12 protein-coding genes are annotated in these 13,443 nt (G+C 64.1%); 11 read left to right on the top strand and 1 reads right to left on the bottom strand.

What is annotated here, in order from left to right:
- The first annotated feature begins 72 nt into the window (after nt 1-72).
- The 9 genes from D3242_RS02120 (at nt 73) to D3242_RS02080 (ending at nt 8,547) form a co-directional block, all read left to right on the top strand.
- On the top strand, nt 73-1,320 hold the full coding sequence (locus D3242_RS02120) for an ABC transporter substrate-binding protein (protein WP_064983281.1): 1,248 nt from the start codon (nt 73-75) through the stop codon (nt 1,318-1,320).
- A 134-nt stretch (nt 1,321-1,454) separates the two neighbouring features.
- Entirely contained in the window at nt 1,455-2,351 is an 897-nt protein-coding gene (locus D3242_RS02115; RefSeq protein ID WP_064983279.1) for a carbohydrate ABC transporter permease, read from the top strand.
- Between the two features lie 5 nt (nt 2,352-2,356).
- On the top strand, nt 2,357-3,199 hold the full coding sequence (locus D3242_RS02110) for a carbohydrate ABC transporter permease (RefSeq protein WP_019856785.1): 843 nt from the start codon (nt 2,357-2,359) through the stop codon (nt 3,197-3,199).
- 52 nt (nt 3,200-3,251) lie between these two features.
- A complete protein-coding gene (locus D3242_RS02105; RefSeq protein ID WP_019856786.1) occupies nt 3,252-4,073 on the top strand; it encodes a sugar phosphate isomerase/epimerase family protein in 822 nt (273 codons plus the stop codon).
- A gap of 11 nt (nt 4,074-4,084) precedes the next feature.
- Nucleotides 4,085-5,161, top strand: a complete 1,077-nt coding sequence (locus D3242_RS02100; RefSeq protein ID WP_019856787.1) for a Gfo/Idh/MocA family protein — start codon at nt 4,085-4,087, stop codon at nt 5,159-5,161.
- Nucleotides 5,161-5,979, top strand: coding sequence for a sugar phosphate isomerase/epimerase family protein (locus D3242_RS02095; RefSeq protein ID WP_019856788.1), 819 nt, complete (start codon nt 5,161-5,163; stop codon nt 5,977-5,979). The genes D3242_RS02100 and D3242_RS02095 overlap by 1 nt, the downstream gene beginning before the upstream one ends.
- Nucleotides 5,979-6,812, top strand: a complete 834-nt coding sequence (locus tag D3242_RS02090) for an alpha/beta fold hydrolase (RefSeq protein ID WP_019856789.1) — start codon at nt 5,979-5,981, stop codon at nt 6,810-6,812. The genes D3242_RS02095 and D3242_RS02090 overlap by 1 nt, the downstream gene beginning before the upstream one ends.
- The gene (locus tag D3242_RS02085; protein ID WP_019856790.1) at nt 6,809-7,531 is read left to right on the top strand and encodes a ribulose-phosphate 3-epimerase; all 723 of its coding nucleotides are present in this window, start codon (nt 6,809-6,811) and stop codon (nt 7,529-7,531) included. Before D3242_RS02090 ends, D3242_RS02085 begins: the two co-directional genes overlap by 4 nt.
- The gene (locus tag D3242_RS02080; protein WP_019856791.1) at nt 7,528-8,547 is read left to right on the top strand and encodes an ROK family protein; all 1,020 of its coding nucleotides are present in this window, start codon (nt 7,528-7,530) and stop codon (nt 8,545-8,547) included. Before D3242_RS02085 ends, D3242_RS02080 begins: the two co-directional genes overlap by 4 nt.
- A 69-nt stretch (nt 8,548-8,616) precedes the next feature.
- Here the strand turns inward: D3242_RS02080 and D3242_RS02075 are convergent, their stop codons facing one another.
- On the bottom strand, nt 8,617-9,945 hold the full coding sequence (locus D3242_RS02075; RefSeq protein ID WP_019856792.1) for a dicarboxylate/amino acid:cation symporter: 1,329 nt from the start codon (nt 9,943-9,945) through the stop codon (nt 8,617-8,619).
- Nucleotides 9,946-10,239: 294 nt separating this feature from the next.
- On the opposite strand from D3242_RS02075, the gene D3242_RS02070 reads away from it, so the two are divergent.
- Together D3242_RS02070 and D3242_RS02065 are read left to right on the top strand one after the other, a co-directional pair.
- Entirely contained in the window at nt 10,240-12,060 is a 1,821-nt protein-coding gene (locus D3242_RS02070; protein ID WP_064983277.1) for a sensor histidine kinase, read from the top strand.
- Nucleotides 12,057-13,442 (top strand): sigma-54-dependent transcriptional regulator, encoded by a 1,386-nt coding sequence (locus D3242_RS02065; RefSeq protein WP_038645200.1) that lies wholly within the window; start codon nt 12,057-12,059, stop codon nt 13,440-13,442. The genes D3242_RS02070 and D3242_RS02065 overlap by 4 nt, the downstream gene beginning before the upstream one ends.
- The last annotated feature ends 1 nt before the right edge of the window (nt 13,443 follow it).

Here is a 13,443-nt window from a genome sequence, read left to right as displayed (position 1 = left end):
GTAAGAAGACTTCTGAATGAAGCAGACGATCGGCTGCATTGTGCGGTCGATCCCAAAGAAGGAGGAGAAAAAATGACGTTTCGGATAAAGCCCGCGATGCTGAAAATAGCCGCGGCAGCATGGTTGATTGGCGCAACAGCGGCAATGGCGGACACCACGCTGGAATTCACCCAGTGGTGGGAGCCGGAGCTGCCCGCAGGTTCTTTGCGGAAAATCATGGACGATTTCGAGGCCGCGAATCCCGGCATCAAGGTGACGCTGGTCAGCGGTCCCTACGCGACCACGCGAGACCAGATCTCGGTTGGCGCTGCAACCGGAACGCTCAGCGACGTCGTCGGTCTCGACGGCGCCTGGGTGAACAATCTGAACGCGCAGGGTGCGCTTGCTGACATGAACCCGATGATGGATGCGAGCAAGTTCGATAAAGCCCAAGTCGCTGACATCATCAAGGTGGACGGCAAGGCGGTGATGTTTCCCGTCGCTTCCTTCGTCTATCCGGTCTTCGTCAATCTGGACCTCGCCGCCCAGGCGGGCGTGACCAAGCTGCCGTCGACCCGTGCGGAGTTTCTCGAAGCCGCCAAGAAGATGACCCATGCCGACAAGAACCAGTATGGCTGGGTGCTGCCCCTGTCGCTGCAGACGCCATCCGGCGTCCAGAACGACATGATGTCATGGGTTTGGGCTTCGGGTCAGTCGATGATGGCGAACGGCAAGCCAGCCCTTGAGGGCAAACCGGTGGTGGACATGCTCACCTTCGTCAAATCACTCAACGACGCCGGCACCATCTCGCCCGGCATCGCCACCAAGACCGAGCAGGAAAAGGTCGAGGAATTCGTCAACGACCGCGTCGGGATGATGATCGACTCGCTCGCGCATGTGAACCTCATCCGCAAGCGCAATCCCAAGCTGAACTTCGACCTCATCCCGGTCCCGGTCGTGGAAAACTATACCGGCAAGCGCGGCCTTCCCTATGCCTCCTGGGGCATCGGCATCTCTGCCGCCTCGAAACATCAGGAAGAGGCCTGGAAACTCGTCCAGTATCTGATGAGTGAAAAGGTGAACGCCAAGCTCGTGTCGCTTGCGAACGCCTTCCCGGGCAACGTCAACGCCAAGCCCGATTTCGTGACCTCGGACAAGGCTTTCGCCAAGGCTTTTGAGATATTCAAGACCGGTTATCTCGCCAATGAGTTCACGGGCCTGCCGGTGGCTGAAGACCTGATGACACAGTTCGACGTGCAAGCCCAGAAGATGCTCGCCGGGGAGCAGTCTCCGGAGCAAGCCGCAACCGCCGCTCAGAAGGGCTGGATGGCGAAATTCTGATCGACCCGTTCCGGTTTGCTATCTTCTGCCGGGTGGCCTGACTTCGGGCCACCCGGCAACAACGGATCGGCAATTTGAGATGGCTCAGTTTCCGAAGTTTACCTTCTCTTGAAGGCGTATCCCAAGGTTGGCACATGACCCGGCAAAAGCGCTCCCACCACAAGCTGAAACGAGCGGTCGCACCCTACCTCTATCTGTCGCCCTCGCTGCTCATAATCGGGCTTCTGATGCTGCTGCCGATGGCGACGGTGATTGCCTACTCGTTCCAGAACAGCGCGGTGCTGCGTCGTGACCCAACCTTTGCCGGACTGAAACATTACCAGGCGATCTTCGACGATCCGGTGTTCTGGGCATCGCTGTGGCACACGCTCTACTTCACATGCATGAGTGTCATTTTCCACATGACCATCGGCATGGTCTTCGCGCTCATGCTGAACAGCGACCGCATCAATCCGACGCTGCGCAATATTCTGCGCGTGCTCTACATACTACCCTGGCTGTTCACCGCGGTGATCATCGCGGTGATCTGGCGCCTGCTGCTCGAGCCGAACGGCGTGGTGAACAGCATTCTCATGCAAATCGGCATTATCGGTTCCAAGATCGAATGGTTTTCCTCGCCTGAGACCGCGCTGCACGCCGTCACCTTCGCCAACATCTGGGCGGGTTATCCGCTCTTCATGGTCAGCCTGCTCGCGGGTTTGCAGGGCATTCCCAAGGATTTCTACGAGGCCGCCGACATCGACGGGGCGAAAGCCTACCAGAAGCTGATCTTCATCACCATCCCGCAGCTGATGCCGATCATCATCAGCATCTCGCTGCTCGACTTCATCTGGACCATGCAGGTCTTCCCGTTAATCTGGATAACGACGGGCGGTGGTCCGATCTACTCGACCGAGGTCCTCAGTACCTACACCTACAAGCTGGCGTTTTCGAGCTACAACCTGTCGCAGGCTTCGGCGAGCGCTGTGGTCATCTTGTTGATCTCTCTCGGCCTGACGCTGTTCTATATTCGCTATCAAAAGGCTCGGTAGTCACCATGAGGAAAAGGCATACGCCAAAAGACAGGCTGATCACCGTCGCGCTCCATGTAGCGCTTGCAGCGGGACTCTTCTTCGCGGCATTCCCGATCTACTGGATGCTGAGCAGTTCGTTCAAATCGAATACCGAAATCTTTGCCCTGCCGCCAACCATCCTGCCAAAGGCCTTCACGCTGGAAGCGTATGCAGCCATCCTCGGCGACCCGGTAAAGCTGCGCTTCTTCTTCAACAGCTATTTCGTGGCGGGAACGGTAACCGTGCTGACGGTGCTGATCGCCTTGCTGGCGGCCTACGGGTTCAGCCGCTTCAACTTCCGCGGCAAGGGCAGCCTGAACACACTCATCATCAGCACGCAGACGATTCCGCCGATCACACTTTTGATCCCGTTCTTCGGGCTTGTCGTCTCATACGGTATCTTCGATACCTATGTCGCACTGATCCTGACTTACCTGGTGTTCACCCTGCCGTACGCGATCCTGCTGATGACGGGATATCTGAACACCTTGCCCCGCGATCTCGATGAAGCCGTGGCTGTCGATGGCGGCACCAGCTGGACAGCGCTTTGGCGGGTGATCGTCCCGATTTCGCTGCCTGGTATCGTGGCGACGTCGGTCTACACCTTCCTGTTGTGCTGGAACGAATTTCTCTTTGCGCTGACGCTGACGAAGTCAACGTCCATGCGCACCGTCCCGATCGGCATCCAGCTGTTGATGGGGCAGCACGCCTTCGAATGGAACCAGATGATGGCGATGAGCGTGCTCGGCTCGCTGCCGCTCTTGCTCATCTACCTCGTTGCCCAGAGGTACTTCCTCGCCGGGATGACCGCGGGCTCGGTCAAGTAGGATGTCCATGCCACGGCGGCATCAACTATAAGCGGTATCAAGGATTGAAAGGATGAACGTGAAGGACCTTAAAGTCGGCTGCCAGACCTTTACCTGGGAAATGCTCGGCGACCGTTTTGCCGGCGGCCCCGACGATCTGTTGAAGGCCATTGCCGACGGCGGCTATTCCGGCATCGAGATCACCGACACCATGATCGGCCGCTACGCCGACCGGCCGTCGGAATTCGCCGCCGCGCTGAAGTCGTCCGGCCTGACGCTGGTCTCCTTTGCCTTCGGCTCGAACAGCGGCTTTACGCTGAAGGAGGAGATTGGCGCCGACCTCGAGGCGGCGCAGCGCTGGATCGATTTCGCCGCCGCCTTTCCCGGCGCGCTGGTCTCCATGGGTTCGGCAACCGTGGTGTCCGACGGGCCGCGGGACGGCAAGTTCGCCATCGCCGCCGAGGTTTACAACAGGGCCGGCGAACTCGGCCGCAAGGCCGGTGTCCAGGTGGCGGTGCATCCGAGTTCGCACCACAACACGCTGCTGTTCGACCGCGCCGACTACGATAGGATCTTCGCCTTGCTCGACCGCGATCTGGTCGGCTGGGTGCCGGACACCGGTCATATTTTGCGCGGCCACAAGGACATGGCCGACACGCTGCGCACCTATAGCGACCGCATCCGCTACATCCACTTGAAGGACGTCGACGCCAACGGCACTTGGGCGATGCTGGGCAAGGGGGTCTGCGATACCCCTGCAGTTATCGAGATTGCCGGCACCGCGCCGCGTTTCAATGGCTGGCTGGTGCTGGAAGAGGAATCCGAAACGGCCGCCGCCGATCCCGCCGGCGCGGTCAAGACCAACCGCCAGACGATGCGCAGCTACGGCGCCTGAAGAACGAAACGATGATCAAGAAACAAGACAGACGCCTCAGGGTCGGTGTGCTCGGCTGCGGCCCGATCGCACAGTTCGCGCACCTGGAATCCTGCGCCAAGGCCGGCAATGCCGATCTCTACGCCATCTGCGATGCGGCTCCCGACCTGCTCGCCCGCATGGGCGCCACCTACGAGCCGCAAAGAATGTATGCCGACTATGACGCCATGCTCGCCGATCCTGAGCTGGAGGCGGTGGTCGTCGCCACCTCGGATGCCTATCACGTGCCGATGTCGATCAAGGCGCTCGACGCCGGAAAGCATGTGCTGTGCGAAAAGCCGATCGGCACTTCGGTCGAGGAGGGCGAGGCGCTGGCGGCGGCGGTGAAGCGTTCGGGCAAGGTGCTGCAGGTCGGGCACATGAAGCGCTTCGATCCGGCGCTGGAGGCCGCGCGCGACTTCGTCCGTGACGAGATGGGCGAGGTGCTGGCGCTGAAGGCCTGGTATTGCGATTCCACCCATCGCTACACCAACACCGATGCCGTGCAGCCACTGCCGGTCACCAGCAAGCTGGCGAGGAAACCTTCGGGCAACCCGAAGGCGGACCTGCGGCAATATTTCATGCTGGCGCATGGCTCGCATCTGGTCGACACGGCGCGCTTCCTGTGCGGCGAGATCACCGCCGTGCGCGCCCGTCTCAATGAACGCTTCGGCGCCTACTGCTGGTTCGTCGAAACCGAATTCGCAAGCGGCGCGCTCGGCCATCTCGACCTCACCGTCGCCGTGCGCATGGACTGGCATGAAGGCTTCCAGCTTTATGGCGAGAACGGTTCCGTTATCGCGAAAACATTCAACCCCTGGTACTTCCGCGCCAGCGAGGTCGATATCTTCCATGAAAAGGATGCGACCTCGCGCAAGCCGCTCGGCGCCGACGGCCATTTCTTCCGCCGTCAGTTGGAGGGTCTTGCCGATACGGTGCTGACCGGCGCGCCGATGCGCGGCGCCAATGTCGAGGACGGCATCGCCTCGATCCGCTCCATGGTGGCGATTGCCCGTTCTGTCGAGACAGGCGAGCGGGTCGAACTCGCCTCGGTTTCGGGTGCGGTCTGATGCGCCTCGGCATTTTCGCCAAGACTTTTCCCGGCACCGACCCGAGCGCCGTGTTGCCCGCGGTGAAGCAGGCCGGATATGAGACGACGCAGTTCAATCTCGCCTGCGCCGGCCTGCCGTCAATGCCGGATGCCGTCCCGGCGGATGCCATCGAGTCCATCGGTGCTGCAGTGCAATCATCAGGCGTCTCGCTTGCAGCCCTCTCGGGCACCTACAACATGGCGCATCCCGACAGATCGGTGCGCGACGATGGCCTTCGCCGTCTTGGTGTGGTCATCAAGACGGCTGCATCCCTCGGCATCCCGCTGGTCACGCTCTGCACCGGCTCGCGCAATATCGCCGATCAATGGGCCTATCATCCCGAAAATGCCACCCCCTCCGCCTGGTGCGACATGGCTGCCGAAATGGGCAAGGCGCTGGCGCTGGCCGAGGATGCCGGCATCGATCTCGGCATTGAGCCCGAGCAGGCCAACATCGTCACTTCGGCGAGCGACGCGACGCGCCTGATCGCCGACATGCGCTCGAAGCGACTGAAGATCGTGCTCGATCCGGCCAATCTGTTCGAGTACGCCACGCCAGACGAAGCGCGTACTATCGTCGCTGCCGCGGTCGGCGAGGCCGCCGGGCACATCGCCATGGCGCACGCCAAGGATCGGCATGGTGATGCCCGCTTCGCCACGGCTGGACAAGGCATCGTCGATTTCCCGGATTTCGTCGCGCGGCTGAAGGCCGTGGGTTTTGGCGGTGCGCTCGTCACGCACGGGCTGTCCGCTGATGAGGCCCCTGAAGTCGCCGCCTTCCTGCGGGGGTTGCTCTGATGAGCGCCGCGCCGACGATCCTGCTGCGCGACGACGCCGCGCTTCGTGTCTTCGACACGGGGCAGGGCAGGCTTCCCGTCGTCTTCCAGCATGGCCTCGGCGGCGACGCCAATCAGGTGGCGCAGAACTTTCCTGACCAACCATCATACCGCCGGCTGACCGTCGAATGCCGCGCGCAGGGCGCCTCCAGCGCCGGCAGCAGGCGTCCGTTCTCGATCACCATGTTCGCCGACGATGTGCTGGCCGCCGCCGATGCGGCCGGCCTCGACCGTTTCGTAGCCGGCGGCATTTCCATGGGCGCGGCTATTGCGCTGCGGCTTGCTGCTCGCCATCCGGACCGCGTGCTTGGCCTGGTGCTGGTGCGACCTGCCTGGGCCTTCGATGCGGCACCGTGCAACATGCGCCCCTATGTCGAAGTGGCGGAACTTATCCGACGGCTCCCCCTCGCGGAGGCCCACGACGCCTTCGCGTCCTCCGCGACATCAGCCCGCTTTCGCGCGGAAGCGCCGGACAATCTTGCTTCGCTGCTCGGCTTCTTTGCGCGTGAAAACGCGACGACCTTCGCCGAGGTGATGCAGGAGATCGCCAATGATGGGCCTGGCGTGACGCAGGCGGCAGCCGCTCGCCTCGCAATTCCCTCGCTGGTCATCGGCAGCGGCATCGATCTCGTCCATCCCCTGGCGACCGCCCGCGAACTCGGCGAGACCATCCCCGATGCCGCCTTCGTCCAGGTGACGCCGAAAGCGGCTGACAAGGATCGCCATTTCGCCGAAATCCGCGCCGCTATCGGCGGCTTTCTCGACAGACATTTCAACAATCAGGACCAATCATGACTTCAAAGCCCCCGTCAGGCCCGGCGGCAATAGCCGCATTGCCGCGCGATCGCTTGATCGCCGAATTCTCGCTCTGGTCGGCCAATCTCGCCAATTTCGAGAGCGACCTCAGGCGCATCGAACCCCATGTCGATCTGCATCACATCGATGTGGCGGACGGCCATTTCGCGCCGTCCTTCCTGTTCTTCCCCGATCTCGTCGCCCGCATCGCCGGACTGACGGCCAAACCCATCCATGTCCATTTGATGGTCGATGCCGCAATCGTCGAGGCACAGACGCGCCAGTTCATCGAGGCCGGCGCCGACATGATCAGCGTCCATGCCGAGAACGGCGAGGCAGGATTGCGCGCCGTGCGGCTGGCGCGCGAACTCGGCGCCGAAGCGGGCGTCGTGTTGCGGCTTGAGACGCCGGTCGAGGCAGTGAAGCCTTTCGTCTCCGAGGTCGCCTTCGTCACGCTGCTGGGAACCGCGATCGGCGTGAAGGGCCAGAGCCTGTCGGACAAGGCATGCGACAGGCTGGGGGCTGCCCGCGCTATCCTGCGAGGAGCCGGCCGTGAGGCAGAAGTGGTGCTTGCCGCCGATGGCGGCATCCGCCACGAGACCGTGCCGTTGCTGCGTGCCGCCGGTGCGCAGACCGTGGTTCTCGGTTCGCTCGCCTTCGGCGACAAGGATCTCGCCGGCCGCATCGGCTGGCTGCATGGGCTGAAGGTCGCGGCATGAGCACTGAAGCCGCCCTCGCGATCGATCTTGGTGGCACCGAGCTTCGTGCCGCGCTGGTCGATCGTGACGGCAAGATCCTGGCCTTCGCCGCCGTGCCGACGCAGGCTCAGGCCGGACCTGACGTGGTGATCGGCCAGATCGAGGCGCTGGCCGCGACCGTGCATGCCGAGGCGCCGGGCCTCGCCATTGTCGGCGTCGGCGTCGGCGCGCCGGGACCGCTCGACCCGCTGGCCGGCATCGCCGTCGGACCGCCGACACTTGCCGGCTGGCAGGATGTGCCGCTGGCCGACATCCTCGAGCGCCGGCTCGGCCTGCCGGTGCGGCTGGAAAACGATGCCAACGCGGCCGCACTCGGCGAATGGCGCTTCGGTGCCGGCCATGGCGCCCGCTCGCTGGTCTTCGTTACGGTTTCGACCGGCATCGGCGGCGGTGTCGTTGCCGACGGGCGCATCTTGCACGGCCGCCGTGGGCTGGCCGCCGAGATCGGCCATATGACCATCACCAACGAGGGCGAGCGCTGCGTGTGCGGCGTCGTCGGCTGCTTCGAGGCCATCGCCTCGGGCACGGCACTTGGCCGTCGCGCCAACGCCGCGACATCGGCCTTTGACGGCTCGACGTTGCGCCGCCTCTCGGCCAATGCCGAGGTCACCGGCCGCCACGTGGTTGAGGCGGCGCGGCTGCAAGACGACCTCGCTCTGGCCCTGCTCGAGGAAGAGGCACGCTGGCTGGGCGTCGGCTTCACCAATCTCTTGCACCTTTACTCGCCCGACGTCCTGGTCGTTGGCGGCGGCATCGCCAATGGGCTCGACCTGATGCACCCCGTTATCGAGGCGACCATCCGGCAGCGCGCCATGCGCGCCTATCGCGACGTGCCGGTGGTGCAGGCCCAGCTTGGCCGCCACGCCGGGCTGGTCGGCGCCGCCAGCCTTGTCCTGTTCGACGATGGCAGCCTGGCAGCCCGCATGCCCGTCGGTCCAAGCACGTTCCCGGAAGCGCGGAGGGATTTCAATGGCTGACATGTCACGTTAGAAAAGCGGCCGGAGGCATCGCTGCCTCCGGCCTTTTTCATGCATTCGCTGCGCCAACTACTCGGCGGGAACAATATCAGCCGGCAGGCTGTCGTCGGCCGTGCCGGCCAGGGCTCTCGCCAGCTTTGCCTCGTCGAGTTCGCCCTCCCAGCGGGCGACAACCAGCGTGGCGACGGCATTGCCGATGAAGTTGGTCAGCGCCCGGCATTCCGACATGAAACGGTCGACGCCGAGGATCAGCGCCATGCCGGCGACCGGCACCGAAGGCACGACCGAAAGCGTCGCGGCAAGGGTGATGAAGCCGGCGCCGGTGATGCCGGCGGCACCTTTCGAGGACAGCATCGCCACCAGCAGCAGCAGGATCTGGTCGCCCATCGACAGATGGATGTTCGTCGCCTGCGCGATAAACAACGCGGCCAGCGTCATGTAGATGTTGGTGCCGTCGAGGTTGAAGGAATAGCCGGTCGGGATGACCAGGCCGACCACCGAGCGCTTGGCGCCGGCCTTTTCCATCTTCTCCATCAGCGAGGGCAGGGCCGCTTCCGACGAGGACGTGCCCAGCACCAAGAGCAGCTCTTCCTTGATGTAGCGCAGCAGCGCCAGAATGGAAAAGCCGTTGTAGCGGCAGACCGCGCCGAGCACGACGAAGACGAACAGCAAGGACGTCGCGTAGAAGGTGCCGACCAGCATGGCGAGGTTGATGACCGAACCGATGCCGTATTTGCCGATGGTGAAGGCCATGGCGCCGAAGGCGCCGATGGGGGCGGCCTTCATCAACACGCTGACCAGCTTGAACATCGGCGCCATCAGCGCCTGCAGGAAGTTGAACACCGGTGCGCCCTTGTCGCCGACCAGCGCCAGCGCGATGCCGAACAGCACCGAGAAGAACAGCACCTGCAATATGTCGCCATCGGCGAAGGCGCCGACGATCGTGCCTGGGATGATGTTCATCAGGAAGCCGGTGACCGACTGGTCATGCGCCTTGGCGGCATAGGTGTTGACGGTCGAGGCGTCCAGCGTCGCCGGGTCGATGTTGAACCCGGCGCCCGGCTGCACGACATTGGCGACGATGAGGCCGATGATCAGTGCCAGCGTCGAGAAGGTGAGGAAGTAGAGCATCGCCTTGCCGGCGACACGGCCGACCTTCTGCAGGTCACTCATGCCGGCAATGCCCGTCGCCACCGTCAGGAAGATCACCGGGGCGATGATCATCTTGACCAGCTTGATGAAGGCGTCGCCGAGCGGCTTCATGCTTTCGCCAATCGACGGATAATAGTGGCCGAGCAGGATGCCGACGGTGATCGCCACCAGCACCTGCACGTAGAGTTGGGCATAGAGGGGCTTGCGCTGCGCGGCAGCCGCGCCTGATTGGTCTGCGATGTGCATCGAACTCTCCCTGGCCGGATGGACGGAACCCGCCCTGCGTGACTTCTCCCATCGCGGCGTTCCGGTCGCCCGCCGCTGGCAAGGGGTTTTGCAAGCGCTGTGCCAGATCGGGGGAAGCCCGGAATGCCGGGATTCCGGGCTTTGTTCGGCGTCCTGCGGGGGAAGCGTGTGCGGATTTCCGCACACGTGGCATTTGCCTGGGCGGAATTTCGCATTAGAGTGGCGGGCTCTAGGAAAAGGAGAAGGCAGACGCCGCAGACAGGCACCGATAGCGGCTCCGCAGCCGGTCGTGAAATGCTGCGCGAGGCGGTGGCGCGGCTGCGCGATGGCCGCTGGCTTGTCGTCGTCGTCGCCCTCGCGATCCTGGCAGGCGCGATCGCCGTCGCGGGACGCATCGCCACCGGCCAGGCGACCACTGACCTGCGCGATGGCGCACTTGCCGCCTTGCCGCTGGCGGCGGGAACGCTGACCGGCGAAATCGAAAAACAGCGCCTGGTTCCCTTGGTGCTGGCGCGCGACGATGCTGTGCGCGGGGCGCTGCGCCGGGCCGGGACGATGCAGGAAGCGGCCCTCAACGACAAGCTCAAGGCGATATCAGGCGACGCCTCGGCGTCCGCCATCTATGTCATCGACACGGCGGGCATCGCGATATCGGCCAGCAATGCCGGCGAGCCGACCAGCTTTGTCGGCATCGACTATAATTTCCGCCACTATTTCAACGAGGCGATGGCAAAGGGTTCGGCTAGCCAGTATGGGCTCGGCACGATCAGCGGCCGGCCGGGACTCTATCTTTCGAGCCGCGTCGACGACAACGGCAAGCCGCTGGGCGTCGCGGTGCTGAAGGTCGAGCTTGACGGCGTCGAGGCCAATTGGCGCTCCAGCGGGTTTCTCGTTTTCGTCACCGACGAACGCGGCGTCGTACTGGCCACCAGCCAGCCCGAGTGGCGGTTTCATGCCCTTGCGCCGCTTTCGGCGGAGGACGCCGCCGCTGCCCATGAGCAGCTGCAATTGCCGGACGCCGGTTTCGAACCTCTGCCGATACGGCGAGGTGCCGGCGACGGCCTGGCGACTGTCGACGGCCCCGGCAAACCGCGCCAGTTTGTCGAGGTGGTGCAGGATCTGCCCGGTGCGGTTCCCGGCTGGCGCCTTTGGCTGCTGACGCCGGCGGATGCGGCTCTCTCGTCCGCCGCCAACACGGCGCGGCTGACGACGCTGCTCGGGCTGCTGCTGACCGGCCTGCTAGCCTACGTATTCACAAGGCGCCGCCGCACACGCCGTCTGCGGCAGGAGGCGCTGGCGCGCATGAATGCCGAGCTTGAAAGCCGGGTCAGCACACGCACGGCCGAGCTGACCCGCTCCAACACCGCGCTTGCCGGCGAAATCGCCGAGCGCGAAAATGCCGAGGCCAAGGTCCGCCGGCTGCGCGACGATCTCGCTCAGGCCAACCGGCTCTCCATCCTCGGCCAGATCGCCGCCGGCGTGGCGCATGAGATCAACCAGCCGGTCGCCGCGATCCGCACCTATGCCGAGAATGCCGGCCGCTTCCTCGAAACCGGCAAGACCGAACCGGCGAGCGGCAATCTGAGCTCGATCGTCTCGATGACCGAACGCATCGGCGCCATCACCAACACGCTGCGCACCTTCGCCCGCCGGCCCGGTGTCGCCGCTTCGCCGCTGCCGGTGCGCGAGGCGATCGACGGCGCGCTGTCGCTGCTCTCCGGCCGCATCCGCGATTCCGGCGTCACCATCGTCAAGCCGCAAGGCGACGCGTCGCCGATGGTGATGGCAAGCCGCATCCGGCTGGAGCAGATCCTCGTCAACCTCTTGCAGAACGCGCTCGACGCCACGAAGGACCAGCCCGATCCCCGCATCGACATCGACCTCGCCGAACGTGGCGACAGAGTGCTGATTTCGGTGCGCGACAACGGCCCCGGCCTCGGGCTGGAAGCGGCCGGCAATCTGTTCATGCCGTTCCAGACCACCAAGGAGAAGGGGCTCGGCCTCGGGCTGGTGATCTCGCAGGAGATTGCCCAGGAATTGGGCGGCACTTTGCGGCTCGATCCCGACAGCGCCAAAGGCGCGTCCTTCACCATCGATTTGAGGCGAATTGAATGAACGAGGGATCAGGGCGGGTGGCGCTCGTCGACGACGATGCGGACCTGCTTCATGCCACCACGCAATTGCTCGAACTTGCCGGCTTCACCGTGGTGGCGCGCGATGCCGCCGAGGCCGCGCTTGCGGTCGTCGACAGGGACTTCGACGGCGTGGTGGTTAGTGACATCCGCATGCCGGGAATGAACGGGCTGCAGCTGTTCGATCGTATCAAGGCGATCGACCCTGATATACCGGTGATCCTGGTCACCGGGCATGGTGATGTCGATCTTGCTGTCGCCGCGCTCAAGGACGGTGTCTACGATTTCATTCCAAAACCCTATGCCGGCGATCGCCTCGTCGAGGCGCTGAGAAGGGCCTCGGAGAAGCGGCGGTTGGTGATGGAGAACCGCCGGCTGCGCGAGGCCGCCGCGCTTGCGGCCGACGGCCTGCCGCTGATCGGCGAGGCGCCGGCCATTCGGCGGTTGCGCGAGACCTTGCGCCAGATCGCCGACATGGATGTCGACGTTCTGGTGGAGGGGGAGACGGGAACCGGCAAGGAGGTGGTGGCCGACCTCCTGCACCGGTGGGGCCGGCGTCGTTCCAAACCCTTCGTGGCGCTGAATTGCGGCGCCTTGCCGGAGACCGTCATCGAAAGCGAACTGTTCGGCCACGAGGCCGGCGCGTTCACCGGCGCGCAGCGGCGGCGGATCGGCCGCGTCGAGCATTCCAGCGGCGGCACGCTGTTTCTCGACGAGATCGAATCCATGCCGCCGGCCCTGCAGGTCAAGCTGCTGCGGGTGCTGGAAACACGCAGCCTCACCCCGCTCGGCTCGAACGAGACAAGGCGCATCGATTTACGGGTCGTCGCGGCAACCAAGGTCGATCTCGGCCGGCAGGACCAGCGTGGCGATTTCCGCGAGGACCTCTATTTCCGCCTCAACGTGGTGACGCTGCGCATTCCGCCGCTGCGCGAGCGGCGCGGCGACATTCCAATGCTGTTCGGCCATTTCCTCGGCAAGGCAGCGGAACGGTTCGGCCGTCCTGTCGCCAAGGTGAATGCCGCGGTCAGCGATCATCTCCAGTCGCATGCCTGGCCGGGCAATGTCCGCGAACTTGCGCATTTCGCTGATCGCGTCACACTCGGTCTTGGGCCTGATGACGAGACGAAAGCTGTTTCCCCGCAATCGGCGGAGCCAGCCGCCTCGTTGCCCGAACGCGTGGGCCACTACGAGGCGCAGCTCATCCGTGACGCGTTGCGCGACCATGGCGGCGATGTGCGCAGCGCCATCGACGCGCTCGGCGTGCCGCGCAAGACTTTTTACGACAAGCTCAAGCGCTACGGCATTGCCGCATCCGAATTCCGCAACGGCGGCGATCCGCACCCTGTTCGGGAGCAGACATAGA

The sequence above is a fragment of the Mesorhizobium jarvisii genome (assembly GCF_003601985.1).
Classification (GTDB): Bacteria; Pseudomonadota; Alphaproteobacteria; order Rhizobiales; family Rhizobiaceae; genus Mesorhizobium; species Mesorhizobium jarvisii.
This window is presented reverse-complemented; position numbering and strand designations above follow the sequence as displayed.

Excerpts from the sequence above, each read along its gene's own strand:
- D3242_RS02095 (WP_019856788.1), top strand. The coding sequence starts at position 5,161 with ATGCGCCTCGGCATTTTCGCCAAGACTTTTCCCGGCACCGACCCGAGC.
- D3242_RS02090 (WP_019856789.1), top strand. The coding sequence starts at position 5,979 with ATGAGCGCCGCGCCGACGATCCTGCTGCGCGACGACGCCGCGCTTCGT.
- D3242_RS02065 (WP_038645200.1), top strand. The coding sequence starts at position 12,057 with ATGAACGAGGGATCAGGGCGGGTGGCGCTCGTCGACGACGATGCGGAC.
- D3242_RS02085 (WP_019856790.1), top strand. The coding sequence starts at position 6,809 with ATGACTTCAAAGCCCCCGTCAGGCCCGGCGGCAATAGCCGCATTGCCG.
- D3242_RS02105 (WP_019856786.1), top strand. The coding sequence starts at position 3,252 with ATGAACGTGAAGGACCTTAAAGTCGGCTGCCAGACCTTTACCTGGGAA.
- D3242_RS02110 (WP_019856785.1), top strand. The coding sequence starts at position 2,357 with ATGAGGAAAAGGCATACGCCAAAAGACAGGCTGATCACCGTCGCGCTC.
- D3242_RS02075 (WP_019856792.1), bottom strand. The coding sequence starts at position 9,945 with ATGCACATCGCAGACCAATCAGGCGCGGCTGCCGCGCAGCGCAAGCCC.
- D3242_RS02080 (WP_019856791.1), top strand. The coding sequence starts at position 7,528 with ATGAGCACTGAAGCCGCCCTCGCGATCGATCTTGGTGGCACCGAGCTT.
- D3242_RS02115 (WP_064983279.1), top strand. The coding sequence starts at position 1,455 with ATGACCCGGCAAAAGCGCTCCCACCACAAGCTGAAACGAGCGGTCGCA.
- D3242_RS02070 (WP_064983277.1), top strand. The coding sequence starts at position 10,240 with ATGCTGCGCGAGGCGGTGGCGCGGCTGCGCGATGGCCGCTGGCTTGTC.
- D3242_RS02100 (WP_019856787.1), top strand. The coding sequence starts at position 4,085 with ATGATCAAGAAACAAGACAGACGCCTCAGGGTCGGTGTGCTCGGCTGC.
- D3242_RS02120 (WP_064983281.1), top strand. The coding sequence starts at position 73 with ATGACGTTTCGGATAAAGCCCGCGATGCTGAAAATAGCCGCGGCAGCA.